The 16,275-nt window shown below is 47.3% G+C and carries 11 protein-coding genes and 1 pseudogene; 10 read left to right on the top strand and 2 right to left on the bottom strand.

All coding sequences use genetic code 11. The features are described from left to right. Window positions 1-74: 74 nt before the first annotated feature. Together QUA62_RS27810 and fmt are read right to left on the bottom strand one after the other, a co-directional pair. Window positions 75-278: pseudogene (locus QUA62_RS27810) on the bottom strand (IS1634-like element ISMasp1 family transposase); the annotation flags it as partial. 236 nt (window positions 279-514) lie between these two features. Continuing rightward, a complete protein-coding gene (gene fmt / locus QUA62_RS27805) occupies window positions 515-1,513 on the bottom strand; it encodes a methionyl-tRNA formyltransferase (protein ID WP_333408055.1) in 999 nt (332 codons plus the stop codon). 421 nt (window positions 1,514-1,934) lie between these two features. Between fmt and QUA62_RS27800 the strand changes: the two genes are divergently transcribed. From QUA62_RS27800 to QUA62_RS27755, 10 genes are all read left to right on the top strand, one after another. Beyond that, entirely contained in the window at window positions 1,935-2,114 is a 180-nt protein-coding gene (locus QUA62_RS27800) for a hypothetical protein (RefSeq protein WP_333408054.1), read from the top strand. 111 nt (window positions 2,115-2,225) lie between these two features. Next, the gene (locus QUA62_RS27795; RefSeq protein WP_333408053.1) at window positions 2,226-2,885 is read left to right on the top strand and encodes a hypothetical protein; all 660 of its coding nucleotides are present in this window, start codon (window positions 2,226-2,228) and stop codon (window positions 2,883-2,885) included. 55 nt (window positions 2,886-2,940) lie between these two features. Next, window positions 2,941-4,281 carry an ABC transporter substrate-binding protein gene (locus QUA62_RS27790; protein WP_333408052.1) on the top strand — a complete coding sequence of 447 codons (1,341 nt, stop codon included), beginning with the start codon at window positions 2,941-2,943 and terminating at the stop codon, window positions 4,279-4,281. A 563-nt stretch (window positions 4,282-4,844) separates the two neighbouring features. Further along, window positions 4,845-7,358, top strand: coding sequence for an MASE1 domain-containing protein (locus QUA62_RS27785; RefSeq protein WP_333408051.1), 2,514 nt, complete (start codon window positions 4,845-4,847; stop codon window positions 7,356-7,358). Between the two features lie 752 nt (window positions 7,359-8,110). Then, window positions 8,111-11,821: a response regulator gene (locus tag QUA62_RS27780; RefSeq protein WP_333408050.1), complete on the top strand. Its 3,711-nt coding sequence runs from the start codon at window positions 8,111-8,113 to the stop codon at window positions 11,819-11,821. Next, complete coding sequence (locus QUA62_RS27775; RefSeq protein ID WP_006631823.1) at window positions 11,814-12,188, top strand: response regulator; 375 nt, start codon at window positions 11,814-11,816, stop codon at window positions 12,186-12,188. Before QUA62_RS27780 ends, QUA62_RS27775 begins: the two co-directional genes overlap by 8 nt. After that, on the top strand, window positions 12,185-13,243 hold the full coding sequence (locus QUA62_RS27770; protein ID WP_333220776.1) for an adenylate/guanylate cyclase domain-containing protein: 1,059 nt from the start codon (window positions 12,185-12,187) through the stop codon (window positions 13,241-13,243). Before QUA62_RS27775 ends, QUA62_RS27770 begins: the two co-directional genes overlap by 4 nt. Window positions 13,244-13,385: 142 nt before the next feature. Beyond that, window positions 13,386-13,904 (top strand): Ycf51 family protein, encoded by a 519-nt coding sequence (locus QUA62_RS27765; RefSeq protein WP_006631825.1) that lies wholly within the window; start codon window positions 13,386-13,388, stop codon window positions 13,902-13,904. A 146-nt stretch (window positions 13,905-14,050) separates the two neighbouring features. After that, window positions 14,051-15,388, top strand: coding sequence for an ATP-binding protein (locus tag QUA62_RS27760; RefSeq protein WP_333408049.1), 1,338 nt, complete (start codon window positions 14,051-14,053; stop codon window positions 15,386-15,388). Next, window positions 15,385-16,275: tetratricopeptide repeat protein (locus tag QUA62_RS27755; protein ID WP_333408048.1), on the top strand; the 891-nt coding region annotated here is incomplete at its 3' end. The genes QUA62_RS27760 and QUA62_RS27755, both read left to right, overlap by 4 nt.

Here is a 16,275-nt window from a genome sequence, read left to right as displayed (position 1 = left end):
AAACATCTTCTCTTCATCCCTTGGGCTTGTCTTGGCAACTAGAATAACTGCTCCCCCTACTTATTGAGCCGATACGAACGTTGGATGTCAAAAGCTGATTCTAAACGATCGATCGCAGTGCCACCTTTAAGTAAAATTCGCAGCCCTTCAATGGCATCATCGGGTAATTTTGAGAGGTTAGCTAGGGTACGCTTACGCACTTTTCCATCCTCTCGATAGGATTGACGTAAGAGGACGGCGGGTGGGGAATTGCGGTTGGGGACTCTTTCGATGTGCATGACTACAATTCTCTCACGCTTTGCAGTTAAACAATCTTAAAAAATTCTGAAATTACATGGCTACGCAAGCAAGCCGATCGAATTGGCAAAACCTACAGCTAGTATGCGTTCGAGTTCCACGGAACTACCCCGCAGGGGGTAAGTTCCGTTTAGGTCAAGAATCGCGCATCTAATACAGGATGATTTTGCTGCCAAATATTGTAGGGTGGGTATCTTGCCCGCCCTAAATATACTATTTAACCCCCAAAAATCTCGCCCGTCGCCAACCGAGTTCCATTGGCAAAATCCACCCCCGACTGCACCTTTTTCCCCGCTAACTGCACCTCCCGCAACAATAATAAACCATCGCCGGTTTGGACGATCGCCCCCAAGCCCTTCACAACCTTCACAACTTCCCCATTTGCGCCCGACAACTGATCCAAAACAGGCCATTCGCGTTCCAAAACTCTCAAATCTGGCGGTAATTGCAGCCAATATTCCGGCCCGACGGGGACAGTAGCTATCACCTTCAAAGAATTGCCACGAAAAGTCGTCGTGCAATCGGGGAAAAAGCCCCTAACTTGATTGTGAAGGTCGATCGCACTTTTCGACCAATCCAGCACATAATCTGCACTCTTAATCATCGGCGCATAAGTCGCCTCAGCATCATCTTGAAGAACAGCTTCAATTTTGTCGTCCCTCAATTTCACCAAAGTTTCTATCAACAAATCCGCCCCAACTTCCGCCAACCTATCCGCCAAAGAATCAGCATTATCCAACAGCGAAATACCAGCAAAAGCCTTCAATAGCATCGCCCCAGTATCCATCCCAGCATCCATCAGCATAGTAGTAATTCCTGTTGTCTTTTCCCCGTCAAAAAGACAGCGCTGAATCGGCGCGGCACCGCGATACTTCGGCAAAATTGAACCGTGAACGTTAACGCAAGCCAAACTAGGAATATCCAGAATTTCTTGAGAAAGAATTTGGCCGTAAGCCACCACCACAAAAACCTCCGCCTCCGCTTCCCGCAATTTGGCAATTGTTTCAGCATCTTTCTTGATTCGCTGCGGCTGCCAAACCCGGAGACTGTGATTTAAAGCCACATCTTTTACAGGTGAAGGCATCAATTGATTCCCTCTTCCCCGGCGTTTGTCCGGCTGAGTCACCACACCCACAACCTCAAATTCTGGGTGACTTAGCAAACTGGATAAAGTAGGAACAGCAAAATCGGGAGTGCCAAAAAAGACAATTTTCATAGATTCTTCGTTATTAGTAAGTAGTCCTCAGTCATTACTCATTAGCCATCAAGTAGGTGATGGCAAAAAAACATAGTATATTGTAGACACTCTTAAACGTGTAGGATCTATCATACAAGCGAGTTTAGGAGTGGTTTCAGTCGCCGGACTCATGTAATTTTTATTTTGCAGATAAAATAATAGTAGTTTGCTCCTAGATTATACACTTCGATAATAGTTCCGAGTTGTGCGATCGGCAAAAAGTATCTCGATTGATACTCAGGTGCAGCCCGACTCGAACGCTCAAAAGTAATGGGTTTGATAGACGCAACAACATTTGCATCCATTCTTCCCAAGTTAACTATAACTGTTCTACACTAAGAATTATCATCTAATCTACAATTGTCACTGCTAATCTCCATCTTATCATATCTCCTCGAACATGGAAAAACCGTCGAATCTCCTGCTTAAACTCAGCCGCAGCTTATTTGCCGACACCGCCGAACAAGAAAAATTTATTCATGCCGTCACCAATCCCCAAGCTTTTAATCCTGCTATCTTTTGGGTGCAACCAAAACCAACAGAAAACCCATTTGATCTAGAAATTCCAGTTTCTTGGTAACCAGGATTGGTAGATAGACTAGCCTTAGAATCACAGCCGGGAAAACATTGCTTACATCAAGCAGTACATTACTACTGTCTCGACTTTTCTTCAATCTTCGTAGCCTCCACATTGTTAACAATACCCCAGCCAGTCAAACTAATCTTAGATATGTACGCCGCCCCCGGAGGAAAAAGTATATTTATCGGAAAAATATTAAACCGAGAATTGCTGTTGTGCAACGAAGCCATAGGCAAACGCATGGGAATGCTGATCTCTAATTTAAGACCCTGCCAAATTAACCCATCCGCCGCCGCCAACCTCGATTCAAAAATACTGGCCGAAAAGATGCCACAAACGGCTAATTTAGTAATAGTAGATGCTCCTTGTACTGGTCAATCACTCTTAGCAAAAGGAGACAAAGCACCCGGCTGCTTTCATCATGTCACCATCAACAGCAATGCCAACCGCCAAAAAATAATTTTAGCCAATTCTGCTAAAATTGTAGCGTCGCAAGGTTATCTTGCATACATGACCTGCACTTATTCAACCGCAGAAAATGAACAAGTCAGCGAATGGCTGTTAAGCAAATTCCCCGAATTTCAGGCAGTCACTGTTCCTCATTTAGAAAAATATCGATCGCACCTGACAGAAATTCCTTGCTATCGGATGTGGCCGCAAGATAGACTAGGAGCAGGAGGTTTCACCGTTTTGTTTCAAAACACCTCGGATGGAGAGAGAAATCAGCTACCAGCAGATTTTCTAGATTTACCTCGTTTTACCAACATCTAACTATCCGCGTCCATCAGCCGTAAAAAAAATATTCTTCCATTAATCCAACTAACAAATGATTTTCTCCCAATTATCCAAAGCAATTAAAAGACCGCTCAAAATAGCCGTCGGCATTTTAATTACCTTAAATCTGCTCATATTAAGCGGCTGTCAAAACAGCCCAACCCCAGCCTCAAAAAACGGCGAACCGATCGAACTCACACTGTGGCACGGCATCAATCCGCCGCCAAATCGCGACGTATTTCAAACCCTAACAGACAAATTCAACAAAACTCATCCCAACATCCAGATCAAACCAGTTTATATCGGCCAACCCGACCAACAACTCCCAAAAATACTAACAGCAATAGTTGGAAATGCACCGCCGGATTTGCTTTGGAATGCTGCCACAATTTCAGGAAAACTAGCAGAACTAAACGCAATTGAACCCTTAGAAAACTGGCTCGACAAATCGCCCCGGAAAGGGGAAATCTACCCGGCACTCTTCGAGTCAATGGAACTCGGTGGACACACTTGGTCAGTTCCCCTAGGCACAAACAACGTCGCCATCTTTTACCGTCCCAGCTTATTTGCAGCCGCAGGAATCAAAAAAGTGCCGCAGAATTGGGCGCAATTAAAGCAAACAGCCCGATCGCTCACCCGAGACACCAACGGAGACGGCCGCACAGACCAACACGGCATAGTGCTCCCCCTAGGCAAGGGAGAATGGACAGTATTTACCTGGCTGCCATTCATGTTCAGCGCAGGCGGCGAACTCAAAGGCGAAATACCTCAAAGTCCTGTACCCCAAATAGATAATCCCGGTTCTCACGCCGCCTTAGAATTGTGGAGCGACTTGTTAAAAGAAGGTTCAGCAATATTGTCAGCACCCGAACGCGGTTACGAACTCGACAACTTCATCGCCGGGAAAGTCGCCATGCAAATCACCGGGCCGTGGACGCTAGCACAGTTGCAGCAAAGCGCGAGCGACTACGCAGCAATGCCTTTACCGCTCCTCAAACGCCCCGCAGCCGTCGTAGGGGGTGAAAACCTATTTTTAATGAAAACCTCGCCAGAACGAGAGCGAGCAGCCCTAGTATTCTTAGAATACGTTATAGGTGAAGAATTCCAAACAGCATGGGCATTGGGAACAGGTTACTTGCCCATTAACTTAAAATCGAGACAGAGCCAAGCTTATCAAAGCTTTGTGGAAAAAAACCCTGTTTTGCGAGTATTTTTAGAACAAATGAACTCAGCCAGAGCGCGACCCATTATATCAGGTTACTCCCGCCTGTCAGAAAACCTCGGTCGCGCCATAGAGGCAACTCTTCTGGGCCGCAACCCCCAAGACGCCCTTAAAGAATCTCAAGAGCGTTTGACACTAACCTTAGATATTGCAACAGCCAAAGAGAAATAGACAATAAAAAATATTTTTTTGGCTGTTAGTTATCAGCTTTCACTGTATTCTCCCGAAAGACTTGAAACCTCGATTGATTGATGAAAAATCTAGTGAAAATCACTCCCGCCTCCACTTATAATCAGAAACCGTGTTTCTGGTTCCACACTTACATAAAAGCAGAAATTTTACGTCGCTGTTATTGGTATTTTAGGTATTTTAAGTATTATTGAGCACGGTGCAAAATGTTAGGGTGAATTGGGTTGCGCTCGCCCGACACAAAAAGACACCCGCTGTCGCTAGGTAATAAATCTTTAATAAAAACCAAAAATTTATAAACCAATTGCTTAGCCATTAGAGATATATTTACAAAAAAGCAATACTCCCGAAATTCATGGGCAGATTTGATCGAACAAAAAAAACCGCTCCCTCAACGGCACCACAAAAAGTTAGCTCAAAAGCTTCTCCCACTACCTACCACCCATGACCTACCATCACCTAATAGAAACATTTTCTCTACCCTGTGCCTGTCCCGTGCCATCTACTGAGATCCCAACAACCGTCCACCTTTTCCCCAAACGACAATGCAGACAAAGTTCCTTAACGCAATCAAAGGACATTCCTGGCGGTACTTCCTCGCAGTAGGCGCGATCGCCCTGGTCTACTATTGGGCGTCGCAATTCGCAATTTCCACCCTCACCCTCAGTTCAGAAATTTACCCGATGTGGCCAGCAGCAGGAATTGCCCAAGTCGCCCTGCTGCTGTTTGGGCGGCAACTGTGGCCGGGAATCGCGCTCGGAGGCTTCCTGTTCAGCATGAGCGTACCGTCGGCCAACATAGGCACGGCATTGATCTCGGCAGCCGCCAGAACCCTGCAAGCGTGGACGGGAACTTATCTACTCCAGCGCATTAACTTTAGCGCCGGGCTCGATCGGCTCAAAGACGTTTTAGGAATAGTCGGACTAGCAGCCTTGGGATCTACCCTGATCAACTCCACCATCGGCAGCATCCTCGTATGCCTGACCGGTTTATCTAGCTGGAGCGATTTGGGCACGATTTGGGGGACTTGGTGGGTGGGAGACGCTATGGGAATTTTGCTCGTCGCCCCGCTGCTGCTGACGTGGCAACAATTGCCCAGAGTCCCCAACCATCGTAAAAAGATAGCTGAACGAGCGATTTGGCTGCTGCTGCTACTAGCAGTCGGCTGGCTCGTCTTCTGCTCCCGCACCCGCGCCGCCTACGCCCGCTATCCCCTCGAATACTTACCATTTCCCCTAGTAGTTTGGGCTGCCTTTCGATTCGGCCAGCGCTACACGGCCCTCTCCAACTTCATCCTCTGCGGCTTCGCCATCTGGGGCATAGCCCGACGCAGCGGCCCCTTCCTCAAACACGCCAGCAGTATGCCCCAAGCACTGTTATCCCTGCAAGCCTTCATCGCCGTCATCGCCGTCACCGGCTTAGTCTTAGCCGCCACCGTCGCCGAACGCCACCAAGCAGAAGCTTCCCTGCGCGCCAGCGAAGCCAGCCTTGCCAACGCCCAGCGCATCGCCCAACTAGGCAACTGGGACTTAGACCGCAACACCCAGCAATTGCGGTGGTCAGAGGAAATTTATCGCATCCTGGGAGAGCGGCCGGGAACTTTTGAACCCAGCCTGGAAGCCTTCTTGGAATACGTACACCCTGAAGACAGAGAATTAGTCAAAACCTCGATCGAAGCCGCTTTATTTCAGCAACAGCCTTACAGCATCGACTACAGGCTCATACTCCCCGACGGTAGCAACCGCACAGTCTACGAACAAGCCGCCGTCAACTCCCTCTACATCAGCAGCACCGTCCAAGACATCACAGACAGAAAGCAAGCCGAAGCCGCCCTGCGTTCTTCAGAAGAAAGATTTTCCAAGGCTTTCCACGCCTCCCCAGTCGGCATCAGCATCTGCACCCTCACAGACCGATGCTTCCTCGATGCCAACGAAAGCTTTTTGCGCTCATTAGGCTGGCTGCGACACGAATTTATCGGCCGCACTCCCAGCGACTTAGGAATGTTTGTCAATTCAGAAGACGGGGGGCGGCTCACCCAGATTTTGCAATCACAAAATTCGATCAGCAATCAAGAAATCAAAATTCGCACCAAAGTCGGCGAAGTGCGCGACTGGCTGCTGTCAATGGAACTCATCGACCTCGGCAGCACTCAGTGCGTTTTAATCATGACCAGCGACATCACCGAACGCTTGCGTTCCGAAGAATTCCGCCGGGCCGCAGTAGCCGCCGAAGCTGCCAATCGCTCGAAAAGCATTTTTCTGGCCAACATGAGTCACGAACTCAGAACCCCCCTCAACGCCATCATCGGCTACAGCGAGCTCCTGCAAGAAGACGCCCGAGACCTCGGTGCCGAAGAATTCATTGACGACCTCCAGAGAATTAACACGGCCGGCCAGCACCTACTAGCGCTGATTAAAGATATTCTCGACTTGACCAAAATTGAAGCAGGCCGCATCGATTTCCACCTCGAAACCTTCACCATTTCAACTCTGGTTGAGCAAGTAGTAACCACGATCGGGCCGATGGCAGACAAAAATAGCAATATCCTAGAAATACAATGCCCCAAGGATATTGGCTCGATGCACACCGACTTGACTAAACTCCGGCAGTCTCTGCTCAACCTCCTCAGCAATGCCGCGAAATTTACTCGCTCCGGCGCGATTACCTTCGCCGTTACCCGATGCGTCGAAACCCCCGCCGACGCTGCAAAGAAAGCCAAAAGACTTGGAGCGTATAGAGGAGGTGGCCAAGCTGAAAATAGCTTGTCTCTGTTATCTTCCGGTCAAGATTGGATCTTTTTTACGGTCAAAGATACCGGCATTGGCATGAGTCCCGAACAGTTAGCCAGAATCTTTGAGCCTTTCACCCAAGCCGATTCCTCAACTACTAAGAAGTATGGCGGCACCGGTTTGGGGCTGACGATTACTAAGAAATTCTGCGAAATGATGGGCGGAGACATTACTGCATTCAGCGAGGTGGGCAAAGGTTCTACTTTTACCATTCGGCTGCCAGCTATTTTCAGCGACCTTTCGATCTCAACCGAAAACTCTGACGAATAATATTTTTTTGACAGTTATTTTCGATGCCTGCAAATTTTATTTGCCTCCGCCAGTTGCTGATTATTTCGCTAGCAGTTAGGGATATTTTGCAGATAATTTATCACACTATCAATTCAGTCTTTTTCAGAGTTTTTTCTAATATAAAGGTAGAAGATTAGGCCGGGTTAGATAACCATAATTAATTTATGAGTAAGTACGAAAAACCCTTAAATCGTTTCCGCTGGCATGGGAAGAATAATTTTTCCAGTCCAGTACAAGCGTAAGCGATCGTTTTTTGGAAGCCACCTATTTTTTGAGGGTAAGTTCACTCGCTCAATACTCCGGACAGTTTTTCTCTCGTCCAATGGCTTATTATCCCTTGACTTTGAGCGACTTTGGATAATTAAATCAATGCCCTCTCCACCCGTGACTTGCATTTAATTTTACTTTTTTATTGTCCTTGTCCTGTAAAACTTGTAGTATCGTGACCAAAAGTTTTCGGAGTATTGACTTGATAAGATGATATTATTATTTTTGAGCGTGCTGCCGACATTCAGAGGATTAGTTAGTTGACAACCCTTAAAAGTTCTGAGAATTAATATAATGAGCGCAGTTTGAAAGATTTTGGAGAGGAGACACGAGTCCTCGGCTTCTCAATAAAACCGGTTATAGACTTCGATCGCGTACTTGTCCCCTAACCGTATACCTACGTATATATACTATTAATTAATAAAGATATACTGTAGAAAGTTGCCTACAAAGCGCCAGAAAATATGCACCCCCACCTCCAGCGCCAACTCGAACAGCTCGGTTTAGTCGGCGAGTCTCCCCCTCCCACTGCTGAGCAGTGGCAACTTTTATTAGAGCAGGTAAGTTGTACCTATGACCGAGTTCAGAGTCAGCAAGAACTTCAGCAGGAAGATTGTTTTAACTTGCAGACGGTGGCGCTCAAGGATGTAACTGAGTCGCCCCAGTCCCCTCAAGACTCTCCAACAGCTTCAGAATTCGATCGACTGCGGGCGAGTGTCAACAGTTTGGGGGCGGGATTGTGTATCCTTGACGCGAATGGCTGTGTAATTTCAGTGAATCCAGAGGCCGAACGGTTGCTGGGGTGGGGAGAGTCGGAACTTGCAGGCGTTTCCCTGCTAGAGCGCATCGGGAAGCAAAAGAAAGGCAACAAATCCCAAGTTTTGACGGCTCCGAAACAGTCGCCAAGCAAGAGTGAAGATAGGCCGATCGCACCTACACTAGATTTACAAGAGGCGATCGCTTCGGGTCAACCTTGCAACAATTGGGACGACGAGTTTTTGTGTCGCGACGGCAAGATGTTACCAGTTTCCTATTTTTTCCATCCCGCAGTTGAGGGCAGCGAAATATCAGTCTTGGTGTTTTTTGACACTAGAGAACACAAGCAATCGCTCTCGATACTGCAAGCAGTTCTAAAATCTACAGATGCAGGAATTCTGGCGGTTGACAGAAACGGCAATATATGTAATTATAATCAGAAATTTCTAGAGATGTGGGGTTTGTCCGCCAGCCAAGGAAAGTTGAGCCGATCGACCTTCGCCACACTCAAAAACACGATCCAAACAGGATTCCCCTTCGACAGGGAACAATTAAAATACCCGCAAAGATTTCTCCAAAACGTGATCAAAGTGTCGGCAGATTCAGATACTCAAATCAGCGAATTATTAGAATTTAAAGACGGAAAAATTCTTGAATTAAATTCGTTGCCATCAAAAGTCGGAGCGAAAACAGTCGGTAGAGTCTGGAGCTTTCGAGACGTTACCGAACTCAAAAAAGTAGAAGAATCTTTGCAGTATCAAATAGAATTCGCTCAGTTGATTGCCCGTTTGTCAAGCCATTTCATCAGCCAGCCCTTATCAGAAATAGACAAAGGCATCGATCAAACCCTGGAAGCGATCGCCACCTTGAGCGGGTTTGACCGCAGTTACATCTACCTGTTATCAGAAGACAAAACCCGCGCCGACAAAAGCTACGAGTGGTGCGGCGAAAGCATTCCGGCAGTCAAAGACAGCACCTACAACCAAATAGACATCGCACAAATCCCTTGGATCGCAGAAAAACTCGATCGCGCGGAATGCCTCTATATTCCAGAAATCGGCGAACTCCCGCCTCCAGCCAAAGCCGAAATTGGCTATTTTATCGGTCAAAATCCAGCCGAATTCCAGACCAACTCCCCATCCCAAACAGTCAATGAAACAGCAACCGCCTCAATACCTTGGATTGGCGCTTCCCTAAATAATTTAGAATTAAAAAAACAGCTACAAAATATTCAATCGCTGATAATTATTCCCCTAATTTGTAATAAAAACCTAGTAGGATTTCTCGGATTCGATGGCTTAAAGCAAACAGCAGGTCGAGCAACCGAAATATCCACACAGCTAAAAATGGTAGGAGAAATGCTCGCCAATGTCCTAGAGCGCAAGCGAGCAGAAGCAGCCTTGAGACAATCCGAAACAAAATACCGCAGCATCTTTGAAAACGCAGTCGAAGGCATATTCCAGACAACGCCTTCAGGACACTACCTCAGCGGCAATCGCGCACTAGCCAGAATTTACGGCTACGAATCCTGTACCCAAATGCTCGCCGAACTCACCGATATCAACCGTCAATTTTACATTGACCCCCATCGGCGCGCCGAGTTTATGGCCCAATTGCGCGCGCGCCGCCAAGTGTCAAAATTTGAGTCCCAAATATACCGCCGAGACGGTAGCAAGATCTGGATTTCCGAAAACGCGCGCAGCATCTGCGACGAAAACGGCAGGGTTTTGTACTACGAAGGCACAGTCCAAGACATCACCGATCGCAAACAGGCAGAATCCGCCATGCAGTTGGCCCTAGAAGCAGCAGAATCAGCCAACCGGGCAAAAAGCACATTTCTCGCCAACATGAGCCACGAACTTCGCACACCCCTCAACGCCATCATCGGCTACAGCGAAATGCTTCAAGAAGAAGCCGAAGAATTGGGCAGTTGCGAATCCGTTCCCGACCTCGAAAAAATCTGCAGCGCCGGCAAACACCTGCTGTCTCTGATTGACGACATCCTAGATATTTCTAAAATTGAAGCAGGCCGAATGGATCTCTACTTAGAAACCTTCGAGATCCATACCTTAATTGAAAGTGCTGTTGCCACGGCGAGGCCGCTGGTAGATAAAAACGGTAATACCCTAGAAGTGTACTGTCCAGACAACCTCGATACCATGCACGCGGACATGACCAAAGTGCGGCAAGTGCTGCTTAATTTGCTCAGCAACGCTGCCAAGTTCACACAAAACGGGAGAATTGCGATCGGAGTGGAAAGAATTAAAAATGAACAATTAAAAAGGAAAAATCAAGAGGAATCTTCCCAAATTTTAATTTCCAACTCCGAATTTTTAAGTTTCCGCGTCGCCGACACCGGCATCGGCATGACACAAGAGCAATTGGAGCGAGTTTTCCAACCTTTCACCCAAGCTGATGCCTCGACTACCCGCGAGTACGGTGGCACCGGTTTGGGACTAGCAATCAGCCAGCGCTTCTGTCAGATGATGGGTGGCAGTATTGAGGTCAGCAGCACCTTGGGCGCAGGCTCCACTTTCACCGTGCTCTTGCCCAAAGCCATCAAACAGCCGGAAATCCCCAACAAAGTCCACGACAGCACTAGCCATCCCGACGCCCCCGCTGTCGGCACGGTGCTGGTAGTGGACGACGACCCGATCTCGCGGGATTTAATCCAGCGCGCCCTCAGTCGCCAAGGACTGCACATAGAAGTCGCCGGCAGTGGCGAGCAAGCTCTCCGGCTCGCTAAGCAACTACGGCCAGACGCCATTACCCTGGACGTGATAATGCCCGGAATGGACGGCTGGGCGGTACTCTCAGCGCTGAAGGCCGATCCAGACCTTGCCGAAATTCCCGTAATCCTGCTATCCTTTGTGGGCAACAAAAGCCTCGGCTTTGCATTGGGTGCCTCGGACTACCTCACCAAACCAGTGGACGGCAAACGGCTGGCTGCCTTGTTGAACAAGTACCGACGCGACCAAGACGGCGTTGCAAGTAACAATTTGACCTGTCAGATTCTAATTGTGGAAGACGACGTTGCCACGCGCGAAATACTGCGATGCGTACTAGAAACACAAGGCTGGGCAGTAACGGAAGCTGACAGCGGACGCGCTGCTCTCGATCGGCTAAAAGTTGCTCGCCCGCACCTGATATTACTGGATTTGACACTGCCAGAAATGGATGGTTTTGAGTTGATCGGGGAACTTCGCAAATCCCATTCGGGAGATCCTATACCGATTGTTGTGATCACGGGGAAAGACTTGACACCGGCCGAAAGCCAGCAGCTAAACGGCTACGTCGAGCGGGTTCTACAAAAGGGAGTCTACAGTTGCGATACTTTGTTGCGCGATGTTCGCTCTATAGTCAATGACAGGTTCGATCGCAGGTACGACTCGAAAGGCAAGGAGAACACCAATGGCTAAAATCCTGTTGGTCGAAGATAACGAAATGAACAGGGATATGCTTTCCAGGCGTCTGGCCCGCAAGGGACACGAGGTCTTTATTGCTGTTGACGGTGCTGAGGGAGTGTCGATGGCGCTCGCCAAAGTACCCGATTTGATTCTGATGGATATGAGTCTGCCGGTTCTCGACGGCTGGCAAGCAACGCAGCAAATTAAGGCGGCTCCTGAAACTAGCAGGATTCCGGTGATTGCGCTGACGGCTCACGCAATGGCGGGCGATCGTGAAAAGTGTCTTGCGGCCGGCTGCAATGACTACGACACTAAACCGGTCGAGTTTCCCAGACTTTTGGGTAAAATTGAAACGCTTCTCAAAGAGGCCATGACATGAAAGGTGATGAGGGCAGCGTGCTGGTTGTTGACGACAATGAGGTAAACCGCGATTTGCTGGCCCGCCGACTTCAGCGTCAAGGCCATGTGGTGACTGTTGCTGAAGATGGTCTCCAAGCTCTGGAAATGTTGCGAAGCGATCCTTTTGATTTGGTTCTCTTAGACATTATGATGCCGCAAATGAACGGCTATCAGGTGCTCGAAAGTCTGAAGGCGGACGAGAATTTGCGCTACATCCCGGTGATTATGATTTCGGCGGTGGACGATATCGACAGTATCGTCCGGTGTATAGAGTTGGGGGCGGAGGATTATCTTTCTAAACCGTTCAATCCGGTATTGCTCAAGGCTCGGATTAGCGCTTGTCTGGAAAAGAAGCGGCTGCGGGATAAGGAACAGGCGTATTTACATGAGTTGGCCCAGGAAAAGGAAAAGTCCGAGCGTTTGCTGTTAAATATTTTACCCAAGGCGATCGCGCAGCGCCTCAAACACGGGGAAATTACGATCGCAGACAGTTTCGCTGAGGTAACAGTGATGTTTGCCGATTTGGTCGGTTTTACCAAGCTTTCGTCTCATTTATCGCCGGCTCAGTTGGTGGAGTTGCTCAACGAGATTTTTTCGGCTTTTGACGAGTTGGCCGAGCGCTACGGACTTGAGAAAATTAAGACGATCGGCGATGCTTATATGGTTGTTGGCGGTTTGCCGACACCCAGCGATGACCACGCCGAGTCGATCGCCGAAATGGCGCTGGAAATTCAAGCAGCAATGACTAAGATACATACCAAGGGAGGTCAGCCGCTCAGCATCCGCATCGGCATCCACACAGGGCCGGTAGAAGCTGGGGTAATCGGTACTAAAAAATTTACTTACGATTTGTGGGGAGATACGGTAAATACAGCTTCCCGGATGGAATCTCAAGGCGTCGCCGGCAGCATTCAGGTGACAGTTGCTACCTACGAGCGCCTGCGGGATAAGTACGTTTTTGAGGAGCGCGGCGTGATTCCAGTGAAGGGGAAAGGCGATATGATGACTTATCTGCTTATGGGCCGAAACGCTTAATTAATCATTGGGCATGGGGCATTGGCCAAACAGGGCATCGGGTATCCGTAACTAATATCAACAGTCAACAGTCAACAGTCAACAGTCAACAGTCAACAGTTAACAGTCAACAGTCAACAGTCAACAGTCAACAAATTATCAAATGAACGTAAATTCTAACCTTTTAATGTACGCCCAATGGGCGGGAATTCTAACAGTAGCCTTGGCTATTCTAACAGTTATAGCATTTATCTTCAAATGGGGTTTTCGCTTCCGATTGGTAGGAGTGACAAGCTTTATGGGAGTAATTGCTGCGAGTATATTTGGTCTGGGTTTGGGACTGTTTTCCCGCACAGAAATTCCCGGTGCAGTTCGCTATTCTTTAGTTTACGATACAGGCGGCGCTCAAACAGTAGTTACTGTGCCACCTACGATCACGGAATCGGAATTAGAAGCAACGATGCAGCAAGCGGCTGCGGATTTGTACTCTCCAGGGCGATCGGGACGCGGCAGAGACTACATGACAATCCGGGTTCGTACAGTTGTACATCCTGAACCTGGGCTGTCGCAGCCGCTGTTTTTGGGCGAAGTGAGGCGATCGCTCGCGACTCGTTATGATGACAAAATGGCGATCGAAATCTTCCCGGAAAAAGTTGCTATTCTGAAAAAATATCAAGCTTAAAAGTAGTGATTGTTGGGTGCGCCATGTGCACCCAGCCTTTTGCATAGATTCGATCGCTCTTCTTATAATTATCTGGGTTTATCCGTGTTCATCTGCCTTAAATCTGCGGTTGAGCCTATAAAAAACCAAAAATACTAAAAAAAATTATGACTCAAAATACAGAAAAACTACTAAAAGACCTCTACAACGCCTTTAACCCATCTTCTCCTTTACCAGCAGGCGACCCGCAATATGTTGACTGTGGCGAAGTGCGAGGAGATGACAATATTACCCTAGACTTGGGCCTCAACATTGAGCGTTCAGAACCGATGACTTGCCAGTTGTATGCAGGACATCGCGGTGCTGGAAAATCAACCGAATTGCTGCGACTACAGCAACACTTGAACAACAAAGGTTATTTTGTAGTTTATTTCGCGGCTGACGCGGAAGATATCAATCCCGAAGATACTGAATATACAGATATTTTGCTAGCTTGCACCAGACACTTATTAGAAGCAATTAAAGAGGCTGACTCCAAGCCTTTGCTTAATTGGATGAAAAACCGCTGGGACGATTTAAAAGATTTAGGGCTAACAGAAATATCTTTTGAAAAATTGAGCTTAGAGGCGCAAATTAGTCAGTTTGCCAAGTTGACGGCGAATGTGAGAACTCAACCGAGTCTGCGTCAAAAAATCCGAGAAAAAGTTGAACCCCAAACACAAACGCTGATTGATGCGCTAAATGAGTTTATTGGCGACGCTAAAACAAAGCTGCCCAATAAATATTCGCAACTGGTAGCGATTGCCGATAATTTAGACCGGATTGTGCCATTTTCTGCGACAGACGCAGGAGGACGCAGCAATCTAGACCAAATTTTCTTAGACCGCAGCGAACAACTCCAAGCTTTAGATTGTCACGTCGTTTACACAGTACCGATTTCCATGGTGCATTCTAACCGCGCTGCTGATTTAAGCGATAAGTACAATACTCCGCAAGTGCTGCCAATGATTCTGGTACAGAATCTAGATGGTAGCGCTCACCAACCGGGACTTGCTAAAGTTAAAGAGTTGATTAAGAAGCGGGTGCAAAAAATAGATCCAAATCTATCTTTAGAAACAGGATTGTTTGACACCGAAGAAACCCTAGAACGGCTGTGCTTGATGAGTGGAGGTCACGTTAGGGATTTGATGAAGATGATGCGAGAAGCTGTGAATCAAACACAGAATTTGCCAATTACTGCCAAAGCGGCCCAAAGAGCAATCACGAAAGAGCGGAATGTCTACCGCAAAACTCCCGGACAAGATGAATGGTCAATTTTAGCAAAAGTCTCTATTTCTCACCGGATACTTAATGAAGAAAAGCACCGCAATTTGCTATTTAACCGCTGTATTTTGGAATACCGATATTTTGATGATGAAGGAGAAATGCAGCCTTGGTATGATGTTCACCCGCTAATTAAAGGCATTCAGGAATTTAAGGAAGCAGTCGCTCTACTTCAGCCATGAAAACAGAAGCAATTGATTGGGACGAAGATTTGCCACCGGCAGAACCAGAGGAAGAATATCTAACTCTGGTACGCATTCTCAAGCGGACAGATGGGTTTAGCTTGTTGTTTGTGGAGTGTTCACCGGCGGAGGGAGAACGCTGGATTGCTAGAGTTAAAACAGATATTCCGCAGCAAAATATTGAGGTTTTGCGGCTGAAGGAATCGGTTTATGATTTTTACAATCTAATTGAAGAGTTGCCAAATCGCGATCGCATCAATGTCCTATTCGTCCAGGGTTTAGAATATTCACTTTATGAATACGAACAAGAAAAAAAGGAGCTCGGCTGGGAAAGTAAGGATATTTACTCTTACAGTTGGCGGGGTGTGCCGCCTGTTTTAATTAATTTAAACCAGCAGCGAGAACGATTTCGAGATAATTTTAAAATCTGTTTTATTTTTCTGTTGCCTAAGTTTGCTATTGATTATTTTATTCAGCGGGCTCCGGATTTCTTTGATTGGCGATCGAGTCTATTTAAGTTGTCGATGGATGAAGAAAGCTTACAAGCAGAATCAAAGCAGGCTTGTTCCGAAAGAGGGAAGCGAGAAGATTATCTAGCTTTGACTCCCCAAGAACGGAAACGGGAATTGGTGAGGATTCAATCTTTAATTGATGAGGATGGGCAAACACTCGAACAACAAGCAGAATTGTTTTATGAACAAGGTTTATTGTATGGCTATGCTGAAGAATATACAAAGGCGATAGCCTCCTACGACAAAGCCTTAGAAATCAAACCAGATTATCACGAAGCCTGGTACTATCGGGGCAATGCACTGGGTAATCTAGGAAGATGGGAAGAAGCGATAGCCTCCTACGACAAAGCCTTAGAAATCAAACCAGATTATCAC

This window comes from Microcoleus sp. MON1_C1 (assembly GCF_036701945.1).
In the GTDB taxonomy this organism is placed as follows: domain Bacteria; phylum Cyanobacteriota; class Cyanobacteriia; order Cyanobacteriales; family Microcoleaceae; genus Microcoleus.
Note: the sequence above shows the minus strand (reverse complement) of the source record. Positions and strands in the feature narration are given on the sequence as shown.